Origin of the sequence: Desulfovibrio subterraneus, from assembly GCF_013340285.1 — a bacterium.
In the GTDB taxonomy this organism is placed as follows: Bacteria; Desulfobacterota; Desulfovibrionia; order Desulfovibrionales; family Desulfovibrionaceae; genus Halodesulfovibrio; species Halodesulfovibrio subterraneus.
The window spans coordinates 1,440,655-1,463,852 of the sequence record NZ_BLVO01000013.1; the positions used below are offsets into that span (position 1 = coordinate 1,440,655).

General features: G+C 57.9%; 22 protein-coding genes. 10 read left to right on the plus strand and 12 right to left on the minus strand.

Annotated features, from left to right (window positions below; genetic code table 11):
* Positions 1–52 precede the first annotated feature (52 nt).
* The 5 genes from HUV30_RS13595 to htpX all read left to right on the plus strand — a co-directional run bounded on the left by HUV30_RS13595 (position 53) and on the right by htpX (position 5,707).
* Positions 53–880: a histidinol-phosphatase gene (locus tag HUV30_RS13595; RefSeq protein WP_174405964.1), complete on the plus strand. Its 828-nt coding sequence runs from the start codon at positions 53–55 to the stop codon at positions 878–880.
* Positions 881–882: 2 nt separating this feature from the next.
* Entirely contained in the window at positions 883–2,460 is a 1,578-nt protein-coding gene (locus HUV30_RS13600; protein ID WP_174405965.1) for an ABC transporter ATP-binding protein, read from the plus strand.
* Entirely contained in the window at positions 2,457–3,188 is a 732-nt protein-coding gene (locus HUV30_RS13605) for a phosphoribosylanthranilate isomerase (RefSeq protein WP_243452177.1), read from the plus strand. Before HUV30_RS13600 ends, HUV30_RS13605 begins: the two co-directional genes overlap by 4 nt.
* Before the next feature lie 373 nt (positions 3,189–3,561).
* Entirely contained in the window at positions 3,562–4,551 is a 990-nt protein-coding gene (locus HUV30_RS13610) for a 4Fe-4S binding protein (protein ID WP_174405966.1), read from the plus strand.
* 295 nt (positions 4,552–4,846) lie between these two features.
* Complete coding sequence (htpX, locus tag HUV30_RS13615; RefSeq protein ID WP_174405967.1) at positions 4,847–5,707, plus strand: zinc metalloprotease HtpX; 861 nt, start codon at positions 4,847–4,849, stop codon at positions 5,705–5,707.
* A 53-nt stretch (positions 5,708–5,760) separates the two neighbouring features.
* On the opposite strand, the gene HUV30_RS13620 is transcribed toward htpX, so the two are convergent.
* The 11 genes from HUV30_RS13620 to ispG form a co-directional block, all read right to left on the minus strand.
* Positions 5,761–6,285, minus strand: a complete 525-nt coding sequence (locus HUV30_RS13620; RefSeq protein WP_174405968.1) for a Spy/CpxP family protein refolding chaperone — start codon at positions 6,283–6,285, stop codon at positions 5,761–5,763.
* A 396-nt stretch (positions 6,286–6,681) separates the two neighbouring features.
* Complete coding sequence (locus HUV30_RS18310; RefSeq protein ID WP_205245222.1) at positions 6,682–7,101, minus strand: periplasmic heavy metal sensor; 420 nt, start codon at positions 7,099–7,101, stop codon at positions 6,682–6,684.
* Positions 7,102–7,112: 11 nt separating this feature from the next.
* Positions 7,113–7,436 (minus strand): hypothetical protein, encoded by a 324-nt coding sequence (locus HUV30_RS13630; RefSeq protein WP_174405970.1) that lies wholly within the window; start codon positions 7,434–7,436, stop codon positions 7,113–7,115.
* A 1-nt stretch (position 7,437) separates the two neighbouring features.
* Positions 7,438–8,016 carry an RNA polymerase sigma factor gene (locus tag HUV30_RS13635; protein ID WP_243452178.1) on the minus strand — a complete coding sequence of 193 codons (579 nt, stop codon included), beginning with the start codon at positions 8,014–8,016 and terminating at the stop codon, positions 7,438–7,440.
* 317 nt (positions 8,017–8,333) lie between these two features.
* Entirely contained in the window at positions 8,334–10,238 is a 1,905-nt protein-coding gene (gene dxs / locus HUV30_RS13640) for a 1-deoxy-D-xylulose-5-phosphate synthase (protein WP_174405972.1), read from the minus strand.
* 97 nt (positions 10,239–10,335) lie between these two features.
* A complete protein-coding gene (locus tag HUV30_RS13645) occupies positions 10,336–11,232 on the minus strand; it encodes a polyprenyl synthetase family protein (protein WP_174405973.1) in 897 nt (298 codons plus the stop codon).
* Positions 11,213–11,458 (minus strand): exodeoxyribonuclease VII small subunit, encoded by a 246-nt coding sequence (locus HUV30_RS13650; protein WP_174405974.1) that lies wholly within the window; start codon positions 11,456–11,458, stop codon positions 11,213–11,215. Before HUV30_RS13650 ends, HUV30_RS13645 begins: the two co-directional genes overlap by 20 nt.
* A 121-nt stretch (positions 11,459–11,579) precedes the next feature.
* The gene (locus tag HUV30_RS13655) at positions 11,580–12,428 is read right to left on the minus strand and encodes a M23 family metallopeptidase (protein ID WP_243452179.1); all 849 of its coding nucleotides are present in this window, start codon (positions 12,426–12,428) and stop codon (positions 11,580–11,582) included.
* A 74-nt stretch (positions 12,429–12,502) separates the two neighbouring features.
* Entirely contained in the window at positions 12,503–13,906 is a 1,404-nt protein-coding gene (gene xseA, locus HUV30_RS13660; RefSeq protein WP_174405975.1) for an exodeoxyribonuclease VII large subunit, read from the minus strand.
* Between the two features lie 407 nt (positions 13,907–14,313).
* Positions 14,314–16,041 (minus strand): proline--tRNA ligase, encoded by a 1,728-nt coding sequence (locus HUV30_RS13665; RefSeq protein WP_174405976.1) that lies wholly within the window; start codon positions 16,039–16,041, stop codon positions 14,314–14,316.
* A gap of 3 nt (positions 16,042–16,044) precedes the next feature.
* Complete coding sequence (gene ispG / locus HUV30_RS13670; protein ID WP_276512319.1) at positions 16,045–17,145, minus strand: flavodoxin-dependent (E)-4-hydroxy-3-methylbut-2-enyl-diphosphate synthase; 1,101 nt, start codon at positions 17,143–17,145, stop codon at positions 16,045–16,047.
* A gap of 293 nt (positions 17,146–17,438) precedes the next feature.
* Between ispG and HUV30_RS13675 the strand changes: the two genes are divergently transcribed.
* The 4 genes from HUV30_RS13675 (at position 17,439) to HUV30_RS13690 (ending at position 20,724) form a co-directional block, all read left to right on the plus strand.
* Positions 17,439–18,413, plus strand: coding sequence for a metal ABC transporter solute-binding protein, Zn/Mn family (locus HUV30_RS13675; RefSeq protein WP_174405978.1), 975 nt, complete (start codon positions 17,439–17,441; stop codon positions 18,411–18,413).
* Between the two features lie 2 nt (positions 18,414–18,415).
* A complete protein-coding gene (locus tag HUV30_RS13680) occupies positions 18,416–19,315 on the plus strand; it encodes a metal ABC transporter ATP-binding protein (RefSeq protein ID WP_243452180.1) in 900 nt (299 codons plus the stop codon).
* The gene (locus HUV30_RS13685) at positions 19,315–20,154 is read left to right on the plus strand and encodes a metal ABC transporter permease (RefSeq protein ID WP_174405979.1); all 840 of its coding nucleotides are present in this window, start codon (positions 19,315–19,317) and stop codon (positions 20,152–20,154) included. The genes HUV30_RS13680 and HUV30_RS13685 overlap by 1 nt, the downstream gene beginning before the upstream one ends.
* Before the next feature lie 222 nt (positions 20,155–20,376).
* Positions 20,377–20,724 carry a hypothetical protein gene (locus HUV30_RS13690; protein WP_174405980.1) on the plus strand — a complete coding sequence of 116 codons (348 nt, stop codon included), beginning with the start codon at positions 20,377–20,379 and terminating at the stop codon, positions 20,722–20,724.
* An 86-nt stretch (positions 20,725–20,810) separates the two neighbouring features.
* Here the strand turns inward: HUV30_RS13690 and HUV30_RS13695 are convergent, their stop codons facing one another.
* Positions 20,811–21,809, minus strand: a complete 999-nt coding sequence (locus HUV30_RS13695; RefSeq protein WP_174405981.1) for a YheT family hydrolase — start codon at positions 21,807–21,809, stop codon at positions 20,811–20,813.
* A 196-nt stretch (positions 21,810–22,005) separates the two neighbouring features.
* Between HUV30_RS13695 and HUV30_RS13700 the strand changes: the two genes are divergently transcribed.
* Complete coding sequence (locus tag HUV30_RS13700) at positions 22,006–23,187, plus strand: BaiN/RdsA family NAD(P)/FAD-dependent oxidoreductase (protein WP_174405982.1); 1,182 nt, start codon at positions 22,006–22,008, stop codon at positions 23,185–23,187.
* The last annotated feature ends 11 nt before the right edge of the window (positions 23,188–23,198 follow it).

Genomic DNA, 23,198 nt, shown 5'->3' on the forward strand with positions numbered 1-23,198 from the left:
TTCATGCGGAACGCCTGTTCCCTTTGGCTCCTCCCCCATTTCAAGGAACATCATGATTACCGTCGATACGCACATTCACACGCTGTTTTCCCATGGCAAAGCCACCGTGCAGGAAATGTATGCAGCTGCCCGCGACAAAGGCATGACCGTTTTCGGCTTCTCCGAACACTCGCCGCGGCCCGAAGGGTTTGATTATCCCACAGATTACAAGGCCAAGCTCACCGCTGCATGGCCGGAGTACATCCGTCAGGTTTCCGATCTCAAGTCCAACAACGACGGCATCAAGGTGCTGCTCGGCATAGAAATGGACTGGACCACGGGGCAGGATGCCTACATCCGGCAAAAGCTGGCCGCAGACCCCTTTGATTATGTAATTGCGGGCATTCATTTTCTCGGTACGTGGGGCTTCGACTACAAGGCCGATGACTGGGCAGAATGGACCGAGGCCGAATGCCACGCCCGCTACGAGACCTTCTTTGAATCCATGATCGACGTTGCGAAGACCGGCCTTTTCAACATCATTGCCCATCCCGACATCATCAAGATTTTCTCGGTGGATGTCTTCCGCAGCTGGATAGGCACTTCCAAAGCGCAGGAAGCCGTCCGCACCGCGCTGTGTGCCGTGAAGGATGCCGGAATGGCCATGGAGGTTTCCTCCGCCGGCTTGCGCAAGATGTGCAAGGAAATCTATCCCGGTCCCTACCTCATGGAAACCGCGAAAGCGATCGGCCTGCCCCTCAGCTTCGGCTCGGATGCGCACTCCACGGCTTCCGTCGGATACGCTTTTGACCAGCTGACAGAGTACGCGCACGCCTACGGCTATACGCAGAGCGTCTATTTCGAGAACCGCACCATGCAGGTCAGGAGCTTTCTGCCGTAATCATGACTGCACATCCTCTTGTTGCCCTTGAACGCTGCACGGTCTCCTTTACCCGGCGCACTGCCGGTGGCACCGCCACTTCCAAGGCTGTAGACGATCTCAACTGGGCTCTGCACGCCGGAGAGCACTGGGCCATCATCGGCCCCAACGGAGCAGGCAAATCGACCCTGCTGCGCCTCATCCGCGGGGAACAGCGCCCCGACCAGCAGGCAGGCGGCTCGGTTACATGGTTCATGGACGGCACCGCGGAAACCACGCCCCTTGCTATCCGCAGGCACATAGCCATTGTCAGCTCGGAAATGCAGGAACATTACGTGCGGCAACAGTGGCAACTTTCCGGAGAAGAACTGCTGCTGACCGGCTGGTTCGACTCCCCCCTGCTCTATGAAAAACCGACGGACGAGCAACGCGAAGAAGCCCTGCAACTGGCCTGCACCCTTGGCGTGCAGCATCTGCTTGATATGCACCTGCCCGCCATGTCGCAAGGCCAGCTCAGAAAACTGCTCGTAGCCCGCGCGCTGGTCAACGGCCCCTGCATCCTCGTGCTCGATGAAGTCTGCGAAGGACTGGACACCGCCTCCCGCGCCGAAGTGCTCGAAATTGTGGACAGGGCCGCCGGTCTGGGAGCCTCTGTCCTTTTCGCCTCGCACCGGCTGCAGGAACTTCCTGCCTGCACCACGCATGCAATGCTTCTGCGGGCAGGCCACATAGCTGCACAGGGACCTGTTGCAGACGTTGCCGCCACGGCAGGCGAAGTTGCCCTGTTTGAAGATTCCGTTGATACGCATGCTCCCATGCCCCGCATTGCCGACAGGCAGTACGGCGCCACCCCCATTTTCGAACTCGACAAGGCCACGGTCTTCATCAACCGTGTGCCTGTTCTGCACGATATTTCATGGTGCGTCCGCCCCGGTGAAAACTGGGCGGTATGCGGCAGCAACGGCGCGGGTAAATCCACCCTGCTGCGCCTGCTCATGGGTGACGAGCGGCAGGCGTGGGGCGGTACAGTGCGCTGGTTTGGTGAAAGCCAGCCGGACATGAACGTCGTCCGCCGCCGTATAGGCTATGTCTCGGACCGCTTTCAGGCCACCTACGGACACGACGGCTACCACGGCACGCTGATGGATCTTTCCGGCGAAGAGCTTGTCTGGTCCGGCTTCTTTGCCAGCGTAGGCCTGTGGGACTGGCAGACGGTAACCGACGAGCACCGCCAGACAGCATCCGACTGGATGCGCTACATGGGACTTGCCGAGTATGCAGGTCAGCGCATCCGCGACATGTCTTACGGCCGCCTCAGACGCTTCATGCTCTGCCGCGCCATGGCACCGGCACCGGAGATACTGTTACTGGACGAACCCTGCTCCGGACTCGACCCCGCCTCCCGCGAGCACTTTCTCGCCACCCTGCGCAGGCTTGCCGGTAACGGCGTGCAGATGCTCTATGTCACGCATTACGCATCGGAGCTAATTCCCGAAATCACCCATATGCTCAGCCTTGAAAACGGCCATGTAAGCGCGTGCGGTCCCCGTGAACAGGCATCCACCCGAATGGCGGAACACAGCGGACAGGAGACATCGTGAGCAGGACAGTTGTTTCCCTTGTGCCTTCGCACCCCTTTCACGGCCTTGTGCAGATAGCCGGAGTGCAAGACCTGCAGGAAGCCGCCATGCTGGCGGAAGCAGGCGCGGACGCCATAGGCTTTCCTCTCCGCCTGCCGGTCAATGCGGAAGACTGCACCGAGGCTGAGGCCGCACACATGGCCTTGGCCATTGCCCCGCAGGCCACCCCTGTCTGCATCTGCTATCTGGATCGCGCAGAGGAGATACGGCAGTTCTGCGCCGCCCTGAACATGCGGCACGTGCAGTTGCACGGAGATATCGACACGGAGGAACTGAAGCGGCTGAAAAAGGCGGCACCGGAGCTGTTTGTCATCAAAAGCCTGGTTATCCGCTGTGATACGGACAATACGGCGGAACTTGAAGGCCTGATGCACCGTATGAGCGAATATGTGGATGCCTTTATCACGGATACACACAACCCTGCCACCGGAGCCGACGGGGCCACGGGCATGGTGCACGACTGGAGCATCTCGCGGCGGCTGGTGGAGCGTTCTTCCCGTCCCGTCATTCTGGCGGGAGGACTTACACCGGACAATGTGGCCGAGGCAATACACATAGTCCGGCCTGCGGGTGTGGATGCCCATACCGGTCTTGAAGATGCCGACGGACGCAAAGACCGCAACCTCTCCCTGCGCTTCATTCGCAATGCAAAGCAGGCACTTGCGAATTTTTCCGCAATCACACCGTGATTTTTGGCCTATAGACTTGTGCTTTGAGAAATTTTCCAGTAGGAATCTTTTTGTGGGCTTGAGAATTTTTTAACAAGTTGGCACACGTCAGGAGTTAAGACATGGATTTCGTAATGTTTTTCGTAGGACTTGCTGCAGTTCTTGCTGCGCTGTACTACATCAAGAAGACCAGCTAGCTTCGTGGTCTCAATTTCCCGGCCTTGGTGCCGAAAATTGAGCAGACCGGTCCCCCCGGTCTCAAGGACATGTGCTCGGGCAAGCCATGTCCTTTTTTTTGTGACGCGCTAACAGGCAAAAACAGGGCTGACATTCGCCGCTGTATGTGACATGTCTCCCTGTCGATCAAAACCAGCGCGATACAGACAGGTAGCCCATGCCTACTCTTTCTTTTCTCCGGCCCAGCGGAAGGCTGCGCCTTGCCATACAGGCCGCACTTACCATTTTCTGCCTCTATGCAGGCTATCTTTTCCACCGCCACGTGCTCTGGCTCGGTGGCGGAACTGAAATATTCACTCCCAAGCCCCCTTCGGTAGAAGCCTTTCTGCCCATCAGCGCGCTCATGGCCGCCAAGCGCTTCTTTCTGACCGGTCAATGGGATTCCGTCCATCCTGCAGGTCTTACGCTCTTTCTCGCGTTCCTCCTCATGGCGGTTGCCTTGCGCAAGGGATTCTGCGGATACATATGCCCCGTGGGATTCATATCCTCCATGGTGGAACGTCTGGGCCGCAAGCTCAAAACGGGCAGGGAAACCGGCCCCCTTGCCACCCGTCTTTTCACCATCCCCAAATACGTCATCCTCTGCGGTTTTCTGTGGTTTATCGTCATCGGCATGGATGTTCGCTCCATAGAGAGCTTTCTTTCCGCCCGCTACAATCTGGTTGCCGATGCCAGCATGCTGCATTTCTTCCTTTCTCCCTCACTCACCACCATACTTGTGGTTGCCGCATTGCTTGTGCTCTCCCTGTTCATCCGCAACGCGTGGTGCCGTTTTCTCTGCCCCTATGGCGCGCTGCTGGGACTTTTTGCCATCTTCAGCCCCATCGCCGTAAACAGGGAAAAGGATACCTGCATCGCCTGCGGCAAGTGCCGCAAGGCCTGCCCTGCGGGCATACGTGTTGATGAAAAGCAAAGGGTGAATTCGCCGGAATGCATAGGGTGCGCTGCCTGTCTGGAAGCCTGTCCCGTTGAAGGCTGCCTGACCATGCGTGCCGGCAACAAGGCTATTCCCTTCAAGGCTGTGGGGATAAGCTGCGTTGCCCTTCTGCTTGCGGTATATGCATGGGCGCTGGCTACGGGTCACTGGACCTCGGAGATACCCGCAGACATGCTCCGCCGCGTGTACATGATGCAATTCGGGCAGTAACCTCCCGTCCGCACGCTCTCATGTAGCCTCCCGTCTACCCGCTCTCATGTAGCCTCCCGTCTGCCCGCTCTCATACTGAGACACCATGAACCATCCGGAGACATCCTGTGTTTCCGGATGGTTTTCTCTGTTTCACCCCTTGCCAACGGCGCACAGCGTATTAACAATAGCTTCTGAACGGCAGAAAGAGCCGCGCTTTTTCCGCCGGCATGCGCGTCCGATGACCTCGACAGATCGAACGCGCCAACCATACACAGACGGGTTATATTCGATCCCCGCAAGGAGTTTTGAACCGATGACCAGCAATCTCAAGACCGTCATGCTTCTCGCCCTGCTTTCGGGCATCATCATCTTTCTTGGTGGTGCCATGGGGGGTAAAACCGGCCTTGTCTTTGCCTTTGGACTGGCGCTGATCATGAACGTCGGCAGCTACTGGTATTCCGACAAGATCGTGCTGCGCATGTACAATGCGCAGGAAGTGGACGCCACCGATGCCCCGGCGCTGCACAGAATGGTGGAGGAGCTTGCCCGCAACGCCGGTATTCCCAAGCCCCGTATCTGTGTCATTCCTGAGGACGCCCCCAATGCCTTTGCCACGGGCCGTAACCCGGAACATGGCGTGGTGGCCGTTACCAGCGGCATTATGCGCCTGCTGAGTCCCGAAGAACTCAAGGGCGTGCTGGCCCATGAGATAGGCCACATTGCCAACCGCGACATTCTGGTGCAGTCCGTTGCCGGGGTGCTTGCCTCTGCCATCGTCACCGTGGCCAACATGATGCAGTGGATGACCATTTTCGGCATGGGCGGCAGCAACAATGACGAAGAAGGCGGCAGCAATCCCTTTACTATCCTGCTGCTGGCCATATTGGCTCCTGTTGCGGCAAGCCTTATCCAGTTCGCCATTTCCCGTTCGCGTGAGTATCTGGCGGACGACACGGGCGCACGCCTTGCCGGTAATCCGCTCTACCTTGCCTCCGCACTGGAAAAGCTGGGCGCATATTCCCAGCAGGTTCCCATGCGGGCAGGCAACGAGGCCACAGCGCACATGTTCATCGTCAATCCCTTTGCCGGTGCCAACCTTGCGCGTCTTTTCAGCACCCACCCGCCCATTGAGGAACGTGTGCAGCGACTGAGAGAAATGGCCCGCGCACGCTAACGGCTCAATAACAGTGAGGCCCGCCATCTTCAGATGGCGGGCCTTTTTCTTTGCTAGCTGTTTTCGTCTATCCAGCGCTGCATGTCGCGCTTCATCTCTTCAGGGAACATACGGGGTGGACGCATATGCTCTGGTCCGCCGGGGCGGTGCGCAGGGCGCTCGGCACGCATGCCGCCAATGCCTTCAGGACCGTCACCTGCATCCTGCATACGCCTTTCAAACCGCAACGCAAGGCGGTCACGCAGGGCATCGAGCCGCTTCAGCTGTTCAGGAGTCAAAATTCCGCGCAGTTCGGCAACAAAGGTTGCCTGCTCCACGAGCCTGCGTGTCACTTCTTCTCCTTTGTGGCTGGCAAGCGAGCGAACAGCTTCCACATCGCCCTTTTCCATGGCGGTGCGCATCGCCTTTTGCGATTCCATGCGAAGATCGGGGGATTCAGCCTCGGCATTCTTGTCCATACGCTCTATCTGCTTCTTGAGCAGCGTAACCACCGCAGTCTTCTGGGAGGAAGTAAGGTCTACCAGATCAAGCATATCGAGCGGAGCGGGCCCCATGCAGGGCGTGGGGGGCATGGGCATTGAAAAACCTGCAGACGGCTCATGCATTTCAGGACCACGGGGTTGCGCAAATGCAACAACGGTCTGCATCAACATAAACGAAACAATCAACAACATTATTTTCTTCATACAATAGCTCCTTGCGTATGTATACTTCAGCAACTTTCATCATGAACAATTGCCTTCACTGTATGACGCACAGCTTGCTATGCATGGTTACATTAAGAATTGTAGCCCGACAGGGGATGCCGGGCTACATAACGGACAGACATGAAACTCCGGGGAGTGAGGGAAGTAAAAAGACCATAGGGGAGTATGGCGCTTTTTCTCTCAAGCTTCATTCTGCTTTACCGCTACAACACAAGACGCTTGAGAAAGAACAAAAGTTACAAAAAAACCGCCCGAAGGCGGTCTTTTCTATTGCAAGGGTGGTGGCGGCGGAGGAGTAGGAGGAGGGCCGAACTTGCCCCTGCGCTCCGACATCTTCTTATGGAATTCTTCAAGCAGCACTTTCTGTTCAGGCGAGAGATACCCGCGAATGCGCTCGTCCGTTTCATCAAACAAGGCCCGGAGCTTGGGTTCCATTTCCCTTCTGAGCACCTCTCCCTGTTCCCATGCCTCTTCGAACTCCGGCCGGATCACGCGTTCCTGCTCCGGAGTGAGCTGAATCTCACGCTTAAGGTGCATGAATATCCGTTCCCGCATCTCTTCGGGAGGTGGCGGAAAACCAGGAGCGTAGGTTATCGTCCAGACATACATGCCAGCAGCACCCGCAATGATACCCGAAAGCAAAAGGGCAACAGCTGCAATATTTCTCTTCATATGCGCAGATAGCATAATCAGACCTCTTAAAATTCCATGTAATAAAGCGTAAACAGGCCAGCCGGATCATACAGCAGCCCGTTGATTATTCTATCAATATAGGTGCTCTGCCCCAGAGCGCCCGAAACCATGAACAGTGCAAGGGCTGCAATGCACGCCATCGCTGAAAACGAATAGGCAGTTCTTGTGAACCCCCGCCAGCCGTCTTCCAGCGACAGAAAGAATATCTCGTCCATGACGGATGCCGTGAGCACCGCCCCCGCAGGACTGAACCTGTTATCGGCAGCTGCAGCTGAGGCTTTATGGGCCATGCTGAGAAAAATGACGAATCGTTCAATATAGTTACTCATGCTACACCTCCGAAATTCCGGCCTGAGCTAGAATATCCTTCAGTTTTCTACGTACGCGCAACGCCCGTACCTTCACATTCACCCTGCTCCAGCCCAGCAATTCCGCTGCTTCGGCTACACTCTTTTCTTCCAGTGCGGTCAGGGTGATAACCATTCTGTCTTCGGGTGAAAGCTGGCGCAGAGCCCACTCAAGGATGGTTTGCGCCTCTCTGCTTCTGGCCGCGTCCTGATAGGTCGTCATGGCCGTATCAGCCATGAGCCTTTCCAGACACTCGACAGAATCTTCCGGAAGCGAGAAGGCAATCTCCCTGTTCCGGCCATTTTCCCGCCAGAAGTCGTAGCAGCAGCGCACGGCAATACGTGAAAGCCAGTTGGGGAACTTTTCGCCCCCGCGGTACGACGACAACCCTTTATACGCATTGACGAATGTTTCATGCACGACTTCTTCTGCCCTGTCGTGCGGCACATGACCGACCACAATGCGAAAAACGCATTGCCGGTGCCGGTCAATCAGGGCGGCATAGGTATTGATATCCCCATGCAACACGCGCTGCACTATCTCGTCATCGCTTAACAACAAAGGCAATTCCTCAGGAGCATGAAGTCACCGGGGCGAAAGGGTTATTCGTCAGGGTACAGCCGGGGTACAGCCGGGGTACAACCGGGGTACAATCAGGATACGCTGCATCAACTACTCTAATGACTCTCAGAAGAACACGTCGGTTACAATCCTTCGGTCGGAAAAATAAAAAACCCGCAGGAAAAACCCGCGGGTCGGAATAGCAATACAATCACTGGTGCCAAACCAAGGCAGACCAAGTCCGAGAGCCAAACCAGCCAGACCGAGTCAGCCCTGGTCAGGCCTACTCAGGCCAGGTAAGACCAATCCGGTCCGGATCAGGCCAGCAGCTCAAGAAGAACCTTGCGGATACCTTCCTTGTCTATGCCGAGCATGGCGCGCAGTTCCTTCTGTTTGCCGTGCTCCACAAACGCATCAGGAATGCCAAGCCTGCGCACCCGCTTGCCGTCAAGGGCTTCATGATCCGAAAGGAACTCAAGCACACCGGACGAGAAGCCGCCCACCAGCGTGTTTTCTTCAATCAGCAGCAAGGTATCGTGGGTTGCGGCAAGCTCAAGCAACTGCTGCTCGGGCAGCGGCTTCACGCTGCGTGCGTTGAAAATGGTCGCCTGCCTGCCGGTGGCTTCCGCCACCTCGCGCGAGACTTCCAGCGCGGGCTGCACGCGGGACCCAACGGCGATAACAGCAACCTTTTCTCCCTGCTGCAACACCTCACCGGTGCCGATGGGGAACACTATGGGCTCGGGTCTGAGCGGCACACCATATCCGGCACCTCGCGGATACCGGATGGCCACAGGGCCGTCATGCGCCAGGGCCGTGGCCATGCAGTCCTGCAATTCAGCCTCGCTGCCGGGCACCAGCACCACCAGATTGGGAATATGGCGCAGGTAGCTCAGGTCAAATGCCCCGTGATGGGTGGGGCCATCTTCGCCCACCAGCCCGCCACGGTCGATACAGAACAGAACGGGCAGGTTCTGCAGGCAGACATCGTGCACGATCTGGTCATACGAGCGCTGCAGGAAGGTGGAATAGATGGCCACGACAGGACGAAGCCCCTGCGTTGCCAGACCGGCGGCAAACGTCACGGCGTGCTGCTCGCAGATGCCCACATCCACGAACCGGTCGGGGAACTGCTCGGCAAAGCAGGCTGTTCCCGTTCCTTCCGGCATGGCGGCGGTTATGGCTATTATGCGCGAGTCCTTGCGGGCCATGTTGCACAACGTGCTACCGAAAACATCCGTATAGCTCGGCAGGTTGCTCAGCGCGGCAAACTTTTTTGCCTGCCCTGTCTCCGGCTCAAAGCTGCCCACACCGTGGAAATGCGTGGGATTGGATTCCGCAGGCTCGTAGCCTTTGCCCTTCTTGGTCATCACATGCAGCAGCACGGGTTCATCAAGGTCTTTGCAGAGCTTGAAGGCTTTTTGCAGGTCCTTGATGCTGTGGCCGTTAACCGGCCCCATGTAGTTGAAGTGAAAAGCTTCAAACAGCATCCCGGGCGTGAAGAAACTCTTCAGGCTGTGCTCGCTGCGCTTGGCATAGTTGAGCATCTCCTCGCCTATGCCGGGAACCGAATTGAGGACTGTTTCCAGATCCTTCTTGAACCGGCGCACCCAGCGCGAGGAAAGGTTACGGGAAAGGAAATGTGACATGGCCCCCACATTGCGGGAGATGGACATTTCATTGTCGTTGAGGATAACCAGCAGCTTGCGGTCCATATGTCCGGCCTGATTCAGACCTTCAAAGGCCAGTCCGGCCGTCATGGAACCATCGCCGATAACCGCCATGACCTCATGCTTCTTTCCTGCCAGATCACGCGCCACGGCCAAGCCGAGCGCTGCGGAAATGGACGTGGAGGAATGCCCGACACCAAAATGGTCATAGGGGCTTTCCGCCATTTTGGGAAAACCGCTCACACCATCCTTGGTGCGCAGCGTATGAAAGGTATCGGCCCTGCCGGTAAGCAGCTTCCACGCGTAAGCCTGATGTCCCACGTCCCATACGACCTTGTCTTCCTCGAAATCAAAGGAAGAAAGCATGGCTATGGTCAGCTCCACAACTCCCAGCGAGGGGGCAAGATGGCCGCCATTCTGCGACACGGTGGAAATGATCGCCTGCCGCAGTTCAGCGGCCAGCTGTTCAAGTTGGGCGGCATCCATTTCCTGTACGTCGCGGGGGGTGCGAATTTTGCTCAATAGCCCGGTCGAAATACCTGCTGAGGTCATGTACAATCCTGGTTCGTTTAACAACTAAGCTTGCGAAGACAATTGGTTACACGATCAACAACCATCAATTCCTGTGTGCAGAAGGCACATTAACCTCTTACGACACCCTGTCAACAATGTATTGCGCAAGACAGCGCAGGAAGTCGGCATCCGGCCCTTCATAGGGACGCAGCTGCTCAATGGCCCTGTCCACATGCTGCTGGGCCAGTTCGCGGCTCCTGTCTATACCCATGAGGCTGGGGTACGTCGTTTTGCCCTGCTCTATATCGCTGCCCACAGGCTTGCCGAGCTGGGCTTCGTCGCCCACTTCATCAAGGATGTCGTCCACGATCTGGAAAGCTGCGCCTATGGCTTCGCCGTAAATTCTGATGCGCTGATTGTCCTCTTCAGAGGCACCGGCCAGAATGGCACCGGAAAGGCAGGAACAGCGGATAAGCGCGCCGGTCTTCATGGCGTGCATGCCGCGCAGTTCGTCATAGCTCACGCCATCGCGTCCGGTGTATTCCATATCAAGCTGCTGGCCGCCGACCATGCCCCCGGAACCGGCCGCAGTTGCCACTTCCACCATGGCACGCACCACGCGGTCTGCCGGAATATCGCCCGCAACAGAACCCATTACGGCAAAGGCCTCGGTCAGCAGGCCATCGCCCGCAAGAATGGCAGAAGCTTCGCCGAACATCTTGTGGTTGGAAGGCTTGCCGCGACGCAGATCATCGTTGTCCATGGCAGGCAGGTCATCGTGCACAAGCGAATAGGTGTGGATGAACTCGATGCTTGAGGCAAAAGGCAGCACGCGCGAAGGTTCAAGACCCATCATCTGTGCCACGGCAAGGCACAGAACGGGACGAAGCCGCTTGCCACCTGCCAGCAGACTGTATTCCATGGCCTTGAGCAACCCTTCAGGGATATTGCGCCCGTGCAGGCACTCCGCCAGATACGATTCCACCATGCGGGCACTTTCGCCCAGACGCGCCTTAAGCTCCTGCGGGGTCATCCACATTCTCCTCGGTCCCGTCAAAGGGCTGAACAGCCCCTTCACTGAACACGGTTATCTCGTTTCTCGCCTTCTCAAGCTGGCCGCGGCATGTTTTGGAAAGGGTCAGTCCTTCCTTATACAACTCCACGCTCTTTTCGAGCGGCAGTTCGCCGCGTTCAAGCTCTTCCACTATGGTCTGCAGCCGCTTGAGCTGCTCTTCAAACTGCATTTTCTTCTGTGCCATGTCGTTCTCCCGAGGCCATGCCCATGTTCATATTCGCTGAAATACCGCGCCCCGCTGTCACAGCGTTAACGCCGGCAATACCCAAATCATATCGGAACATGGCGCACGGACAGGCAATCCGTTAATTATCCGCCAGAAGCGGCACGGGGTCAACCAGTTCTCCCTGCACCGAAATGCCGAAATGCAGGTGCGGGCCGGTCACGCGTCCGGTACTGCCCACCTTGCCGACAACGCTGCCGCGCGAGACTTTCTGCCCCGTCTTCACGTCAATCTTCGACATATGAAAATACATGCTCACAACGCCCTGTCCGTGGTCGATGTAAACGGAATTACCCGCAAAAAAATGATTCTCGGCAAGCACCACCACGCCGTCTGCACAGGCGCGTATGGGGGTTCCTGCCGCGCCTCTCAGGTCCAGTCCCTTGTGCGGATTGCGCGGCTTGTCGTTGAAAAAGCGGGTCAGTCCGTATTCGCTGGACACGCCGCCGGGTACAGGACGCAGGAAAGGCAGCGTCCATTCCTGCTCGGGGTTTATGCGCGCAAGTGCAGCCACTATGCGCTCCCGTTCCTTCTTGTGTCTGTCCAGATTCTGCTTGGCCACCTCAACGTACTTGCGGTCCACCTTGAGATGCTGTTCGGGATACTGCTTGGCCACCAGCGGCACGGAGTAGTCCGTCGTGGCATATCCGGCACCGGAAACAGAGCTCAGGCGAAGCGAAACAGCCTTGCCCTTTTCCGCAAAGGGAACACCGAGCAGCACGGCACCCTGCCACGCTTTCTCGCTGGTCTGTTTAAAAGTCACAGGGACTGATTTACCATTCCACTCCACGAACACATCGCCCAACGGTGCATCGGAGAGAACTTTGGCCACGAACGGCTGGCCCGGAGAAACCTGTTCAGGCAGTGCAACCTGCACCTGTACTTGCGCAAAAGCACGCACGGGAACCAGTCCCGCGCAGCAAACCAGCATAAACAGCATCAAAACAACAGCCGCAGACCACACTCTCCCACGTTCCGGCCCATGAGGGCGCACAGACAACAACACTATGAATCTCCTGAAATATCCGGGGCAATGCCCGTCACTTCCGTTTGCACCACGCCGTCGCGCACGGTGACATGCAGCTTGCTGCCTATTCCGGCCTCGCGCACGCTGCGCAATATGGTTCCGTCATCACGACGGACAAGGCTGTAGCCCCGCTCAAGCGGACGCATGGGGTCCAGCATGGAAAGCTGGGCCGACAACCGTTCAAACACGACCTGCCTGCCGTGGAGCACCTTCTCTCCTGCCCAGTGCAGCCTGTCTTCCAGAGCACTCACGCGAAGTTCATGGCGGGCAACAGCCTCCGGCCCGAAGGCACGCACCAGCCGATCAGTGCAGCCCTGAACCGCCATTGCATCGCGGGATATCTTCCCGTCCAGCGCACGGTGCAACCGCAGGCCCAAATCTTCAAAGCGTTCATCAAGCCGCTGCAGCTGGCGTGCGGGAGAAAGCCACGCAAGGCCGCGGGTAAGGGCTGCGAGCAGGCTTTCACGCTCGCGCATGCCCGTATCCCAACGGCGTTGCAGGCGCATCTGGCATTCATCCACGGTCTGCATGAGTGTGGCCCGTTCCGGCCAGAGCAGCTGGGCCGCATGGCTCGGGGTTGCCGCGCGCATGTCTGCCACAAGGTCGGCGATGGTCACGTCCACCTCATGTCCCACACCGGAAACAACCGGAATGGCCGAGGCAAAAACGGCATCTGCCACCCGCACATCATTGAACGCCCACAAATCCTCTATGGAACCGCCACCGCGCACAAGGACAATGACATCGGCCCAGCCATGGGCATTGGCCGTTTCCAGCGCCTGTACTATCTGCGCGGGTGCGGCATCGCCCTGCACCAGCGAAGGATAGATGCGGATTTGCGCGCCCCAGCCCCGCTCGCCAGCAATGCGCAGAAAATCCCGAATGGCCGCGCCTGTGGTGGCGGTGACAACGGCAACACGCGCAGGATGATACGGCAACGCACGTTTGCGCTGCGTATCGAAATAGCCTTTGGCGGCCAGTGTGCGCTTCAGCTCCTCGAATTCAAGATACAGACGGCCAAGCCCTGCATCCTGCGCAATCTCGACAACCAGCTGATAGGCACCACGCGGGGGATACACGTTCAGCCGTCCCGCACACATGATCTCCATGCCCTCGCGCATTGTCTGCGCAAGACTCGGGCGCGGGCCATCCTCAAATACCTCGCCGGTCAGCGGATCAAAGCTCTCCTCGCCCCGCTGGGCAGTGCGGAACCACACGCAGTTCAGGGTGGCGTCCGCATCCTTGAGGGAAAAATACACATGGCCCGAAGCGGCCTTTGTCAGGTTGGAGACCTGCCCTTTTACCCACACGAACGGATAGACCCCCTCAAGCGTGCGCTTGACGGCCTCAGTCAGTTCTCGAACGGAAAATATGCGGCTCATGTGTGGTAATGCCTCCGGCGGACCGGGTTGCTGCCCTGCCCCCCGGTAAGGGGACTATTCTCTCTGGAACACCTGATACGGAACGGGGCAACGGATGGGAGTAACAATGCTATTTCCGGATAATGTCCGGGTTATGCCTGAGCCATACCCAAGCCTCGCCGGCCATACCCAAGCCTTTCCCTGACTCTGCCCAAGCGATATCAGCTGCCTGCAATATGAAAAAACTCCTGCCGCCCCCATATGGGCGGCAGGAGCAAACTAAACGCAAATCGTGTCCGGGAGCAATGCCTAACCCACGAAACGTGGGACCACCCCTTTCGCGGGGTGCAGGGGGATCATCCCCCTGCCGAGGGTTCCAAGGGGGCGCTCCCCCTTGGCCGCCGGAGGCAGCTCGTTAAAACAACCTGTTACTTGATTCCCCAACCGGCGTAGACGTCCTTCTTCCACGCGGCAAAGGCTTCAGCAAAGCCTTCCACCGGCAGTTCGGACTTCTCGCCGGTGCGGCGGTCCTTCACTTCAATGATACCACGGGCAAGGCCCTTGCCGCCCACAACGAGCTGCATGGGAATACCGATGAGGTCGGCATCCTTGAACTTGACGCCGGGACGTTCTTCGCGGTCATCCACCAGCACGTCCACGCCCTGCGACTTGAGCAGTTCATAGATTTCGTCAACCTTGGCGCACACATCATCGGTACGGATATCAAGGTTGAGCACCAGCGCCTCGAAGGGAGCGATAGGCGGGGGAAACTTGATGCCGTCCTTGTCGTGGTTCTGCTCAATGCAGGAAGCCACAACACGGGAAACGCCGATGCCGTAACAGCCCATGATCATGGTCTGTTCCTTGCCCTGCTCGTCCACGTACTTGCAGTTCATGGCTTCGGAATACTTGGTGCCGAGCTTGAACACGTGGCCCACTTCAATACCTCTGGTCAGGGAGATGGCGCCGCCGCACTTGGGGCAGACGTCCTCTTCCGTGATGAGGCGCAGGTCGGCAAAACCGGAAAGCTTCACATCGCGCTTCAGGGAAACGTGCCTGAGGTGCGTGTCGCCCTTGTTGGCACCCACAACCCAGTCGGTGGCAAGGCGCAGTTCGTTGTCTGCGTAAATGCGGGCAATCTTCAGGCCCACGGGACCGGCAAAGCCCACGGGGGCTTCGGTCCACTTCTGCACCTGTTCGGGGGTGGCCATTTCCAGCACGTCGGCGTGCAGCAGGTTCTTGAGCTTCACGTCGTTCAGTTCACGGTCGCCGCGCACCAGTGCAGCAACGGGTTCGCCGTCTGCCACGAAGATGAGCGTCTTGATGATGGCCGCCTGCGGCACATCAAGGAAGGCGGCAACGTCTTCAACCGTGCACTTGCCGGGGGTGGAGACTTCTTCCACGGGGGTGTCCAGACCGTCGCATTCGTCGCCGGTGCAGAGCACTTCCGCACGCTCGATGTTGGCGGCGTAGGAACATGCCTGACAGACGACCACAGTGTCTTCGCCGGTTTCGGCCAGCACCATGAACTCGTGGGAGAAGCTGCCGCCGATGGAGCCGCTGTCGGCTTCCACGGGGCGGAAATTGAGAGCCATGCGGGAAAAGATGGCCATATAGGCATCATACATCGCCTGATAGCTGGCATCGAGACCTGCCTGATCCTTGTCGAAGGAATAAGCGTCCTTCATGATGAATTCACGGCCACGCATAAGGCCGAAACGGGGGCGGATTTCATCACGGAACTTGGTCTGAATCTGATACAGATTCACAGGCAGCTGGCGGTAGGAACGCACTTCGCCGCGCACAACATCGGTAATCACTTCCTCGTGGGTGGGTCCGAGGCAGTAGTCGCGCTGGTGTCTGTCCTTGATACGAAGCAATTCCGGACCGTAGAAGTCCCAGCGGCCGGATTCCTGCCACAGGTCCGCGGGCTGCACCATGGGCATGCTCACTTCGTTGGCACCGGCCTTGTCCATTTCCTGGCGCACGATATTGGCGGCCTTGGAGATGGAACGCAGACCAAGCGGCATGTAGGTGTAAATGCCGGAGGTCAGCTTGCGCACCATGCCCGCACGGGTCAGCAGCTTGTGGCTGACAACTTCCGCATCACTGGGGGCTTCCTTGAGGGTCGGAATGTAAAAACGGCTCCAACGCATCGATTATCCTTTTTTTCGTTCAGCAAGGAACGAATCTAGTTCTTCCATGAAGGCTTCCAGCAGCTTGGCACCGCCTTTCACCGTTCTCACTATCTCTCCCTTGCGGAAGATAATGCCCTTGTCGCGTCCTCCGGCAACACCGATATCCGCTTCACGCGCTTCGCCCGGACCGTTTACCACACAGCCCATGACAGCGACCTTGAACGAGTCGGTCACGCCTTCGAGACGACGTTCCACTTCTTCCGCAAGATTGATGAGTCCGATTTCCGTCCTGCCGCAGGTGGGGCACGAGATGATTTCCGGCCCGCGGTAGCGCAGACCGAGCGCCCGCAGCAGCTCCCAGGCCACAGACATTTCCTTAACTGGATCGTCCGTCAGGGAGATACGCAAAGTATCACCAATGCCCTGCCAGAGCAATATGCCCAGCCCCACGGAAGACTTGACGGCACCACGCATGAGCGTGCCTGCCTCGGTCACGCCGATATGCAGCGGATAGTCGCAGCGTCCGGCAAGAAGGCAGTAGGCGTCTATGGTATGCAGCACCGAAGAGGACTTGAGGGAAATTTTGGTTTCGAAAAAGTTACGCTCTTCAAGCATGCGCACATGTCCGAGGGCACTTTCCACCATGGCTTCCGGCGTGGGACCGCCGAACTTGTCGAGCAATGCCTTTTCCACCGAGCCGCTGTTCACGCCCACACGGATGGAGGCGTTGTGAGCGCGGGCGGCGTCAACCACCGCATCCACATTCTTTCTGCCGCCGATGTTGCCGGGATTGATACGCAGGGCATCCGCCCCCGCCTCAAGCGACATCACCGCAAGACGATGATCAAAATGGATATCGGCAATGAGCGGAATGGAAACCTGCTGCCGTATCTGCCCTATGGCCCAGGCCGCGCCTTCGTTCAGCACCGCCACACGGGCAATCTCGCACCCTGCTTCCGCCAGCTGACGAATCTGCTCGACAGTGGCCTCCACATCACGCGTGTCCGTATTGGTCATACTTTGCACGACAACAGGGTTATCACCGCCGATGCGGACATCCCCCACCCGAATCTCGCGAGTCTTTCTGCGTTCTATAGGCATTCGTACGTCCTGCTGCTGTATATCCGGTTTCCCGCCACAGCCACACGAATCAACATATTCACGGCAGTCTGCGGGCGTTCCGTATCTTGTTGCGCCCAACCTTTACGCCATTTCATGCGGCAAGCCAAGGACCGGATGCGCAACACCCTCAAATTACGGCCCTGCAGCATGGCGCGGAGCAATACACACAGAATTCCGCCGGAGCACGGCCACTTTCCTGTCCGGCGCGTCCCTTTTGTTGACGGTCTTCACAATTCCTTGCATATACTATGCGTCTGCATCGACCACAGTCTCTTACCTTTCAAGGAGTTCGCATGCGTCGCCATTCATATTTCACCATCCCTGCCCTGCGCGCCGTTGCACTGGCCGCAGTGTTTGCACTTTCTGCCCTGCTTCCTCTCATGCCCGCAACAGCACAGGCTGCCAAGCTGCCCGTGGTGGTCAGCATAGTCCCGCTGCAGTATTTCGTGGAGCGTATCGGGGGCGAGTTTGTCGATGTCTCCGTCATGGTCCAGCCCGGAGCAAGCCCGGCGACATATGAACCCAAGCCCCGCCAGATGGCAGCCCTGTCCGACGCACAGCTGTATTTCGCCATAGGCGTGCCTTTTGAAGAAGCATGGATGCCCCGCATTCAGGCCGCCAACCCATCTATGAAGGTTGTGAACGTGGACAAAGGCATCCACAAGCTGCCCATGGCGGAGCACCACCATGAAGGTGAAGCCAAGCATGAAGACGCCCAAGGGCATGGTCAGGAAGCTCCCGGGCACGATATGCATGACGGGCATGACCACGGCGGCCTTGATCCCCACGTGTGGCTCTCACCCATGCTCATGAAGCATATGGCAGATACCGTGCGCAAGGAACTCGGCAGGGCCGATGCTGAACACGCCACCATCTTCCGCACGAACTATGCCGAGCTGGAAAAAGAAATCGATGCCCTCGACAGGGAACTGATGGATATTTTCGAAGCCATTCCACAGGAAAAGCGCGTGTTCATGGTCTTTCACCCCTCGTGGGGCTACTTTGCCATGAACTACAGCCTGAAGCAGGTTCCCATCGAGTATGAAGGCAAGGAACCCACTCCGCGCATTCTCAAGGAACTGATGGAAGAAGCCGCAGAGCTGAACATACGCACCATTTTCGTGCAGCCCCAGTTCGCCCGCAAGAGTGCAGAGGCCATTGCCACCCACATCAAGGGAACCGTGGTGGTTGCCGACCCGCTGGCCTATGACTGGTTTGCCAACCTGCGCGACGTGGCAAAGAATCTTGCCGCCTCGTTCAGCAAGTGATTTTGAAACGCACGGTATACATGCAGCTTATGTCCGAACAGATACTCTCCATATCCGGCCTCAATTTTGCCTACAACGGAAGCCCGGTGCTGGAAGACGTGAACCTTTCCGTCAACAGGGGTGACTATATTGCCGTTCTAGGTCCCAACGGCGGTGGCAAGACCACGCTCATCAAGTGCATTCTAGGCCTGCTCTCACCGCAGGCAGGCACGGTAAGCGTGTTCGGGCAGGCACCTGCCAGAGTGCGCCACCGCATAGGCTATGTTCCGCAATATACCACCACACAGGACAACTTTCCCATCACCGTGCTGGATGTTGTGCTGCTCGGCGCCATGAACGCCACGAGCAACATCTTTTCCGCACACTGGAAACGCTCGCGCGGCAATGTGGACAAGGCCCGCAATGCCCTGCACATGGTGGGACTGGACGGACGCGAACATTACAGACTGCATGATCTTTCCGGCGGGCAGCGACAGAGGGTGATCGTGGCACGCGCGCTGATGGGCGACCCCGACCTGCTCCTGCTGGACGAACCGACAGCCAACATAGACCCGCAGGGCAAATTCTGCTTTTACGAGTTTCTGGCATCGCTGCCCCGCGAAATCACCACCATCGTGGTCAGCCATGACCTGTCCATAGCGGCATCGCCCTTCACAGGCATGGCCGTGGTCAACCGCTCCCTGCACTATGCATCCGGCAATGCGCTGACACAGGACCTTCTCGCCATGCTCTACGGCACGCACGAACCCACCTGCCCCATGGGCTCCTTCATCAATTCCGTCTCGAACCTGTTCCCGGACGTGGGAACCATGGAACCGCCGCATCTTGATACCGAATCTGCGGACCACGGAACCACCGCCGTAACAGGCACTACCGAAGGTAATACCGGGAGGAACGCCTGATGTGGCAGATGCTCAGTTTCGATTTCATGCAATATGCCATCCTTGCAGGCATTCTTGCCTCCATAGCCTGCGGCATTGTGGGCAGCCTTGTTGTGGTCAACCGGATGGTCTTTCTGGCAGGAGGCGTGGCGCACGCTGCGTACGGCGGGGTAGGCCTTGCCTTCTTCTTCGGCCTGCCCGTTCTGCCGTGCACGGTCGGCTTCTCGCTCGGCGCCTCCATGCTCATGGCGGGCATATCCCTGCGTTACAAGGAAAAGGCAGACACGGCCATCGGCGTGCTCTGGGCTGCGGGCATGGCCTTCGGCATCATTCTTCTGGACCTTACCCCCGGCTACAACGTGGACCTGATGAGCTTTCTCTTCGGCTCCATCCTCGCTGTGCCGGTGCAGGACCTCTGGCTCATGGCGGCGCTGGATGTGCTTGTCATAGCCGTCACCTGCTACCTGTACCCCGGCCTGCTGCTGCTCTCCTTCGACCGCGAGTTCGCCCGCGTACGCGGACTTTCCGTCACGTTTCTGCACTGCCTGATGGTGGGCATGGCGGCTCTCACCGTGGTCATGATCATCCGCGTGGTGGGCCTTATTCTGGTCATCGCACTGCTTACCATTCCCCCCTTCATGGCGCAGCGCAATGCCCGCTCCCTCGCAGGCATGATGATACGCGCCATCGGCTGGAGCATTATGTTCTGCCTTGGCGGACTTGCCATCTCGTACCAGTTCGACATCACATCCGGTGCGTCCATCATTGCCGTGGCCGCTGTATGCTTCTTCATTGCCATGCTTGTTGATGCCGCGCGCCGCGCATTCCTTAACCGCAGAACGGCTGAAAAGACTGTCTAGCGTACCGATGCAGCCTACCGGATCAACAGGTCTGGCCAATGCACCGGGTGGTTGCTGCCAATATTCCGGCACAAACGGAACGGACTAAGTTTTTAACTCATAAAAACAGCACATTACAAACATGGCCTGATCGTTGCTTCATGTTCCCCACAAGGGTGTTTTACCGACACTCCACCGACACCAGACGGCTTGCCGCAATCCGGTCGCCGCAGAGGGGAAACCATGAAGTCAGAATCTTCCGGACTGCTGGAACAATTTGAAATGCTGGAACGCATGCGTCAGGAACTGGGCGAGGCCCGCATGCAGGAAGTAACGGATATGAATCTGCGGCATGCCATGATCGCAGAATACAAGCTTATCGCAGGTTCTTCTCTGCAACTGCTGAATATGCTGGAACGGTACGGCTTCATCTACAAGCTCACCGAAGAAGATCTGGATAGCTACCAGCGCATACTGATGCAGATTGCCCAGTCCGGCTGCCGCTGTCAGGAATTTGTCGAACAGTCTCATTCCATTGATCAGGAAGCCCTGCTTGCCTCCATCCCTGCCGAGGAATCACGCGCCAACTAGCTTCCACTACGCTCTCAAAAAAATCCCCCTGCCACTAATGGTCAGGGGGATTTCTTGTTTGCTCTCAAGAGTGAGCCACACCCGCTCTACAGGTACTGCCGCAGAAACTCCACAGCACGCAGATCGGACCAGTAATACCCGTCCTCATGTTGGCGTATGAACCCGACATGCCCGCCCGTTACCGGCATCTGCAGGTGCAGATAATCGCTCTGCCGTGCCATATGGATGGGGTAGCAGGAAGGGCTGAGAAAGGGATCATTCTTCGCATTCATCAGTAAGGCAGGAAGTCGCAGACCGGCAAGGTACTGGCCGCAACCGCTCCGCTGCCAGTAATCTTCGGCATCACGGAACCCGTTGATAGGAGCGGTGAACTGGTTGTCGAACTCGCCGAAGGTTGTCATGCCATCCAGTCCGTCGATATTCAGGTCAGGATACAGCGCCTTTTTCTGACGCATCTTCTCCTTCAGGGTCCGCATGAAATACCGCATGTAAATGGCATTGGAAGGCTTATCCAGCACCTTGGCCGCCCCCGTCAGATCGCAGGGAACCGAGAAGGTTGCGGCAGCCACCACAGCCGGATGCACGGCGGACGGATTCTCGCCAAGATATTTGAGAATCTGGTTGCCACCCATGCTGAAACCGGCAAGACCAATGCGTGAATAGCCACGTCCGGCACAGAACTCGATAACCGTATGCAGATCGTCCGTAACACCGCTGTGATACATGCGCAGAGTGCGGTTTGTTTCACCGCTGCATCCCCTGAAGTTCCATGCGCACACATCCCATCCGGCGGCGTTCATGCAGGCTGCCATACCGCGCACATACTTGCGGCGGGAATGTCCTTCCAACCCGTGGGAGACAACGACCAGAGGCCGTGCAGAAACGGCCTCAGCCCCGTCTGTATCCGGCGCTGAGGTGGCAGGCAGAAAATCCAGATCAAGAAAATCATCATCGGGCGTGGCTATGCGCACGCGCTCTGCCTCAACAATATCAACCTTACGGAACAGGGGCGGATACAGGGTCTGCACGTGCCCGTTGGTAAAGGGAAAATACATGGTGTAGGATGGTGCTGGTAGTAGTGGCATGGGAATCTCCGGTGTTGAATCTGAGCAGGAACTGGGCGTTGCGCATCCGGCTGCGCGTCAGGTTGTGAATAAGGCGTAGCACCCGACGCGTGCAAACGGCACGGCCCTGTTCGCGGCATGGACAATATGCAGGGGAAAGGGTACTCACCCGCCAGCGTTACGCCCGCAGTACTCTTTTTCAGATCGAAAGGACAGCATGAAAATATTCGACGCAGTCATTCTCGGTGCCGGAGCCTCCGGCATGTGGTGTGCCCATACAGCCGCATCACGCGGACTTTCCGTGTGCATTGTCGACCATGCAAAACGCCCCGGAAAGAAGATACGCATTGCCGGTGGCGGCAAGTGCAACTTCACCAATCTGGAAGTTACCCACGCGGACTACATCAGCCGCAACCCCCATTTCGTGAAGTCCGCCCTCGCCCGCTTTTCTCCGTGGCACATGGTGGAATTTCTCTCCGCACACGGCATAGACTGGGAAGAACGCGAACACAGCCAGCTGTTCTGCCTGCGCAGCGCAGATGAACTTGCGGCAGCCATAGAGGACGTCTGCTCCGCACATGGCGTGGAATGGCGACTGCGCCACACCATTGCATCGGTAACGCACGCGGACGGGCTGTTCACCGTTCATACGGATGACGCGCCCATACAATCCCGCAATCTTGTGGTCGCGCTGGGTGGCCCCGCATGGCCGCAGGCTGGTGCCACCGATCTGGGACACAGAATTGCGAAACAGTTCGGGCATACCATCATTGCGCCCTACCCTGCGCTTGTACCCTTTGCCATGCCCAAGGGCTGGGCGCTTGAGGGACTTTCCGGCATAGCGGTACCGGCCACCATCGAGTGTGCCGGCAAACGCTTCACGGAAAACCTGCTCTTCACTCACACGGGCATCAGTGGCCCAGTGGTTCTGCATGCGTCCTGTCATTGGCACAAGGACATGCCCATTGTCATCGACTTCCTGCCCGGCCATCAACTGGAACAGGAACTTGAACACGCAGGCGGTAAACCGCTCGTGCGCACCCTTCTGGGACGGCTGCTCCCCGGCCGACTGGCCGAAGCCTTGCTCCCCGAATCTTTGGCGGACAAGCAGATAGCACAGCTTTCACGGCAGGATACGGAACACCTGATACAACGTGTTCACGGCTTCACGGTCACGCCTGCGCGGACCGAAGGCATGAAGCGCGCCGAAGTCACCGGCGGTGGCGTGGACACGTCCGGAGTATCTTCAAAAACCATGGAAAGCAGTCGCATAAAGGGATTGTATTTCACGGGAGAGGTGCTGGATGTGACAGGCCAGCTCGGCGGGTTCAATCTGCACTGGGCATGGGCATCGGGACAGGCGGCAGGACGCGCGCTGGCGGATTCGATGCAGGAGTAGACGGGCCTGAA

Excerpts from the sequence above, each read along its gene's own strand:
- HUV30_RS13630 (WP_174405970.1), bottom strand. The coding sequence starts at position 7,436 with ATGAGTAACTATATTGAACGATTCGTCATTTTTCTCAGCATGGCCCAT.
- HUV30_RS13620 (WP_174405968.1), bottom strand. The coding sequence starts at position 6,285 with ATGCCCATGCCCCCCACGCCCTGCATGGGGCCCGCTCCGCTCGATATG.
- HUV30_RS13700 (WP_174405982.1), top strand. The coding sequence starts at position 22,006 with ATGAAAATATTCGACGCAGTCATTCTCGGTGCCGGAGCCTCCGGCATG.
- HUV30_RS13690 (WP_174405980.1), top strand. The coding sequence starts at position 20,377 with ATGAAGTCAGAATCTTCCGGACTGCTGGAACAATTTGAAATGCTGGAA.
- HUV30_RS13650 (WP_174405974.1), bottom strand. The coding sequence starts at position 11,458 with ATGGCACAGAAGAAAATGCAGTTTGAAGAGCAGCTCAAGCGGCTGCAG.
- HUV30_RS13685 (WP_174405979.1), top strand. The coding sequence starts at position 19,315 with ATGTGGCAGATGCTCAGTTTCGATTTCATGCAATATGCCATCCTTGCA.
- HUV30_RS13595 (WP_174405964.1), top strand. The coding sequence starts at position 53 with ATGATTACCGTCGATACGCACATTCACACGCTGTTTTCCCATGGCAAA.
- htpX (WP_174405967.1), top strand. The coding sequence starts at position 4,847 with ATGACCAGCAATCTCAAGACCGTCATGCTTCTCGCCCTGCTTTCGGGC.
- HUV30_RS18310 (WP_205245222.1), bottom strand. The coding sequence starts at position 7,101 with ATGCTATCTGCGCATATGAAGAGAAATATTGCAGCTGTTGCCCTTTTG.
- HUV30_RS13645 (WP_174405973.1), bottom strand. The coding sequence starts at position 11,232 with ATGACCCCGCAGGAGCTTAAGGCGCGTCTGGGCGAAAGTGCCCGCATG.
- HUV30_RS13665 (WP_174405976.1), bottom strand. The coding sequence starts at position 16,041 with ATGCGTTGGAGCCGTTTTTACATTCCGACCCTCAAGGAAGCCCCCAGT.
- HUV30_RS13655 (WP_243452179.1), bottom strand. The coding sequence starts at position 12,428 with ATGCTGGTTTGCTGCGCGGGACTGGTTCCCGTGCGTGCTTTTGCGCAA.
- HUV30_RS13695 (WP_174405981.1), bottom strand. The coding sequence starts at position 21,809 with ATGCCACTACTACCAGCACCATCCTACACCATGTATTTTCCCTTTACC.
- HUV30_RS13600 (WP_174405965.1), top strand. The coding sequence starts at position 883 with ATGACTGCACATCCTCTTGTTGCCCTTGAACGCTGCACGGTCTCCTTT.
- HUV30_RS13675 (WP_174405978.1), top strand. The coding sequence starts at position 17,439 with ATGCGTCGCCATTCATATTTCACCATCCCTGCCCTGCGCGCCGTTGCA.
- xseA (WP_174405975.1), bottom strand. The coding sequence starts at position 13,906 with ATGAGCCGCATATTTTCCGTTCGAGAACTGACTGAGGCCGTCAAGCGC.
- dxs (WP_174405972.1), bottom strand. The coding sequence starts at position 10,238 with ATGACCTCAGCAGGTATTTCGACCGGGCTATTGAGCAAAATTCGCACC.
- HUV30_RS13610 (WP_174405966.1), top strand. The coding sequence starts at position 3,562 with ATGCCTACTCTTTCTTTTCTCCGGCCCAGCGGAAGGCTGCGCCTTGCC.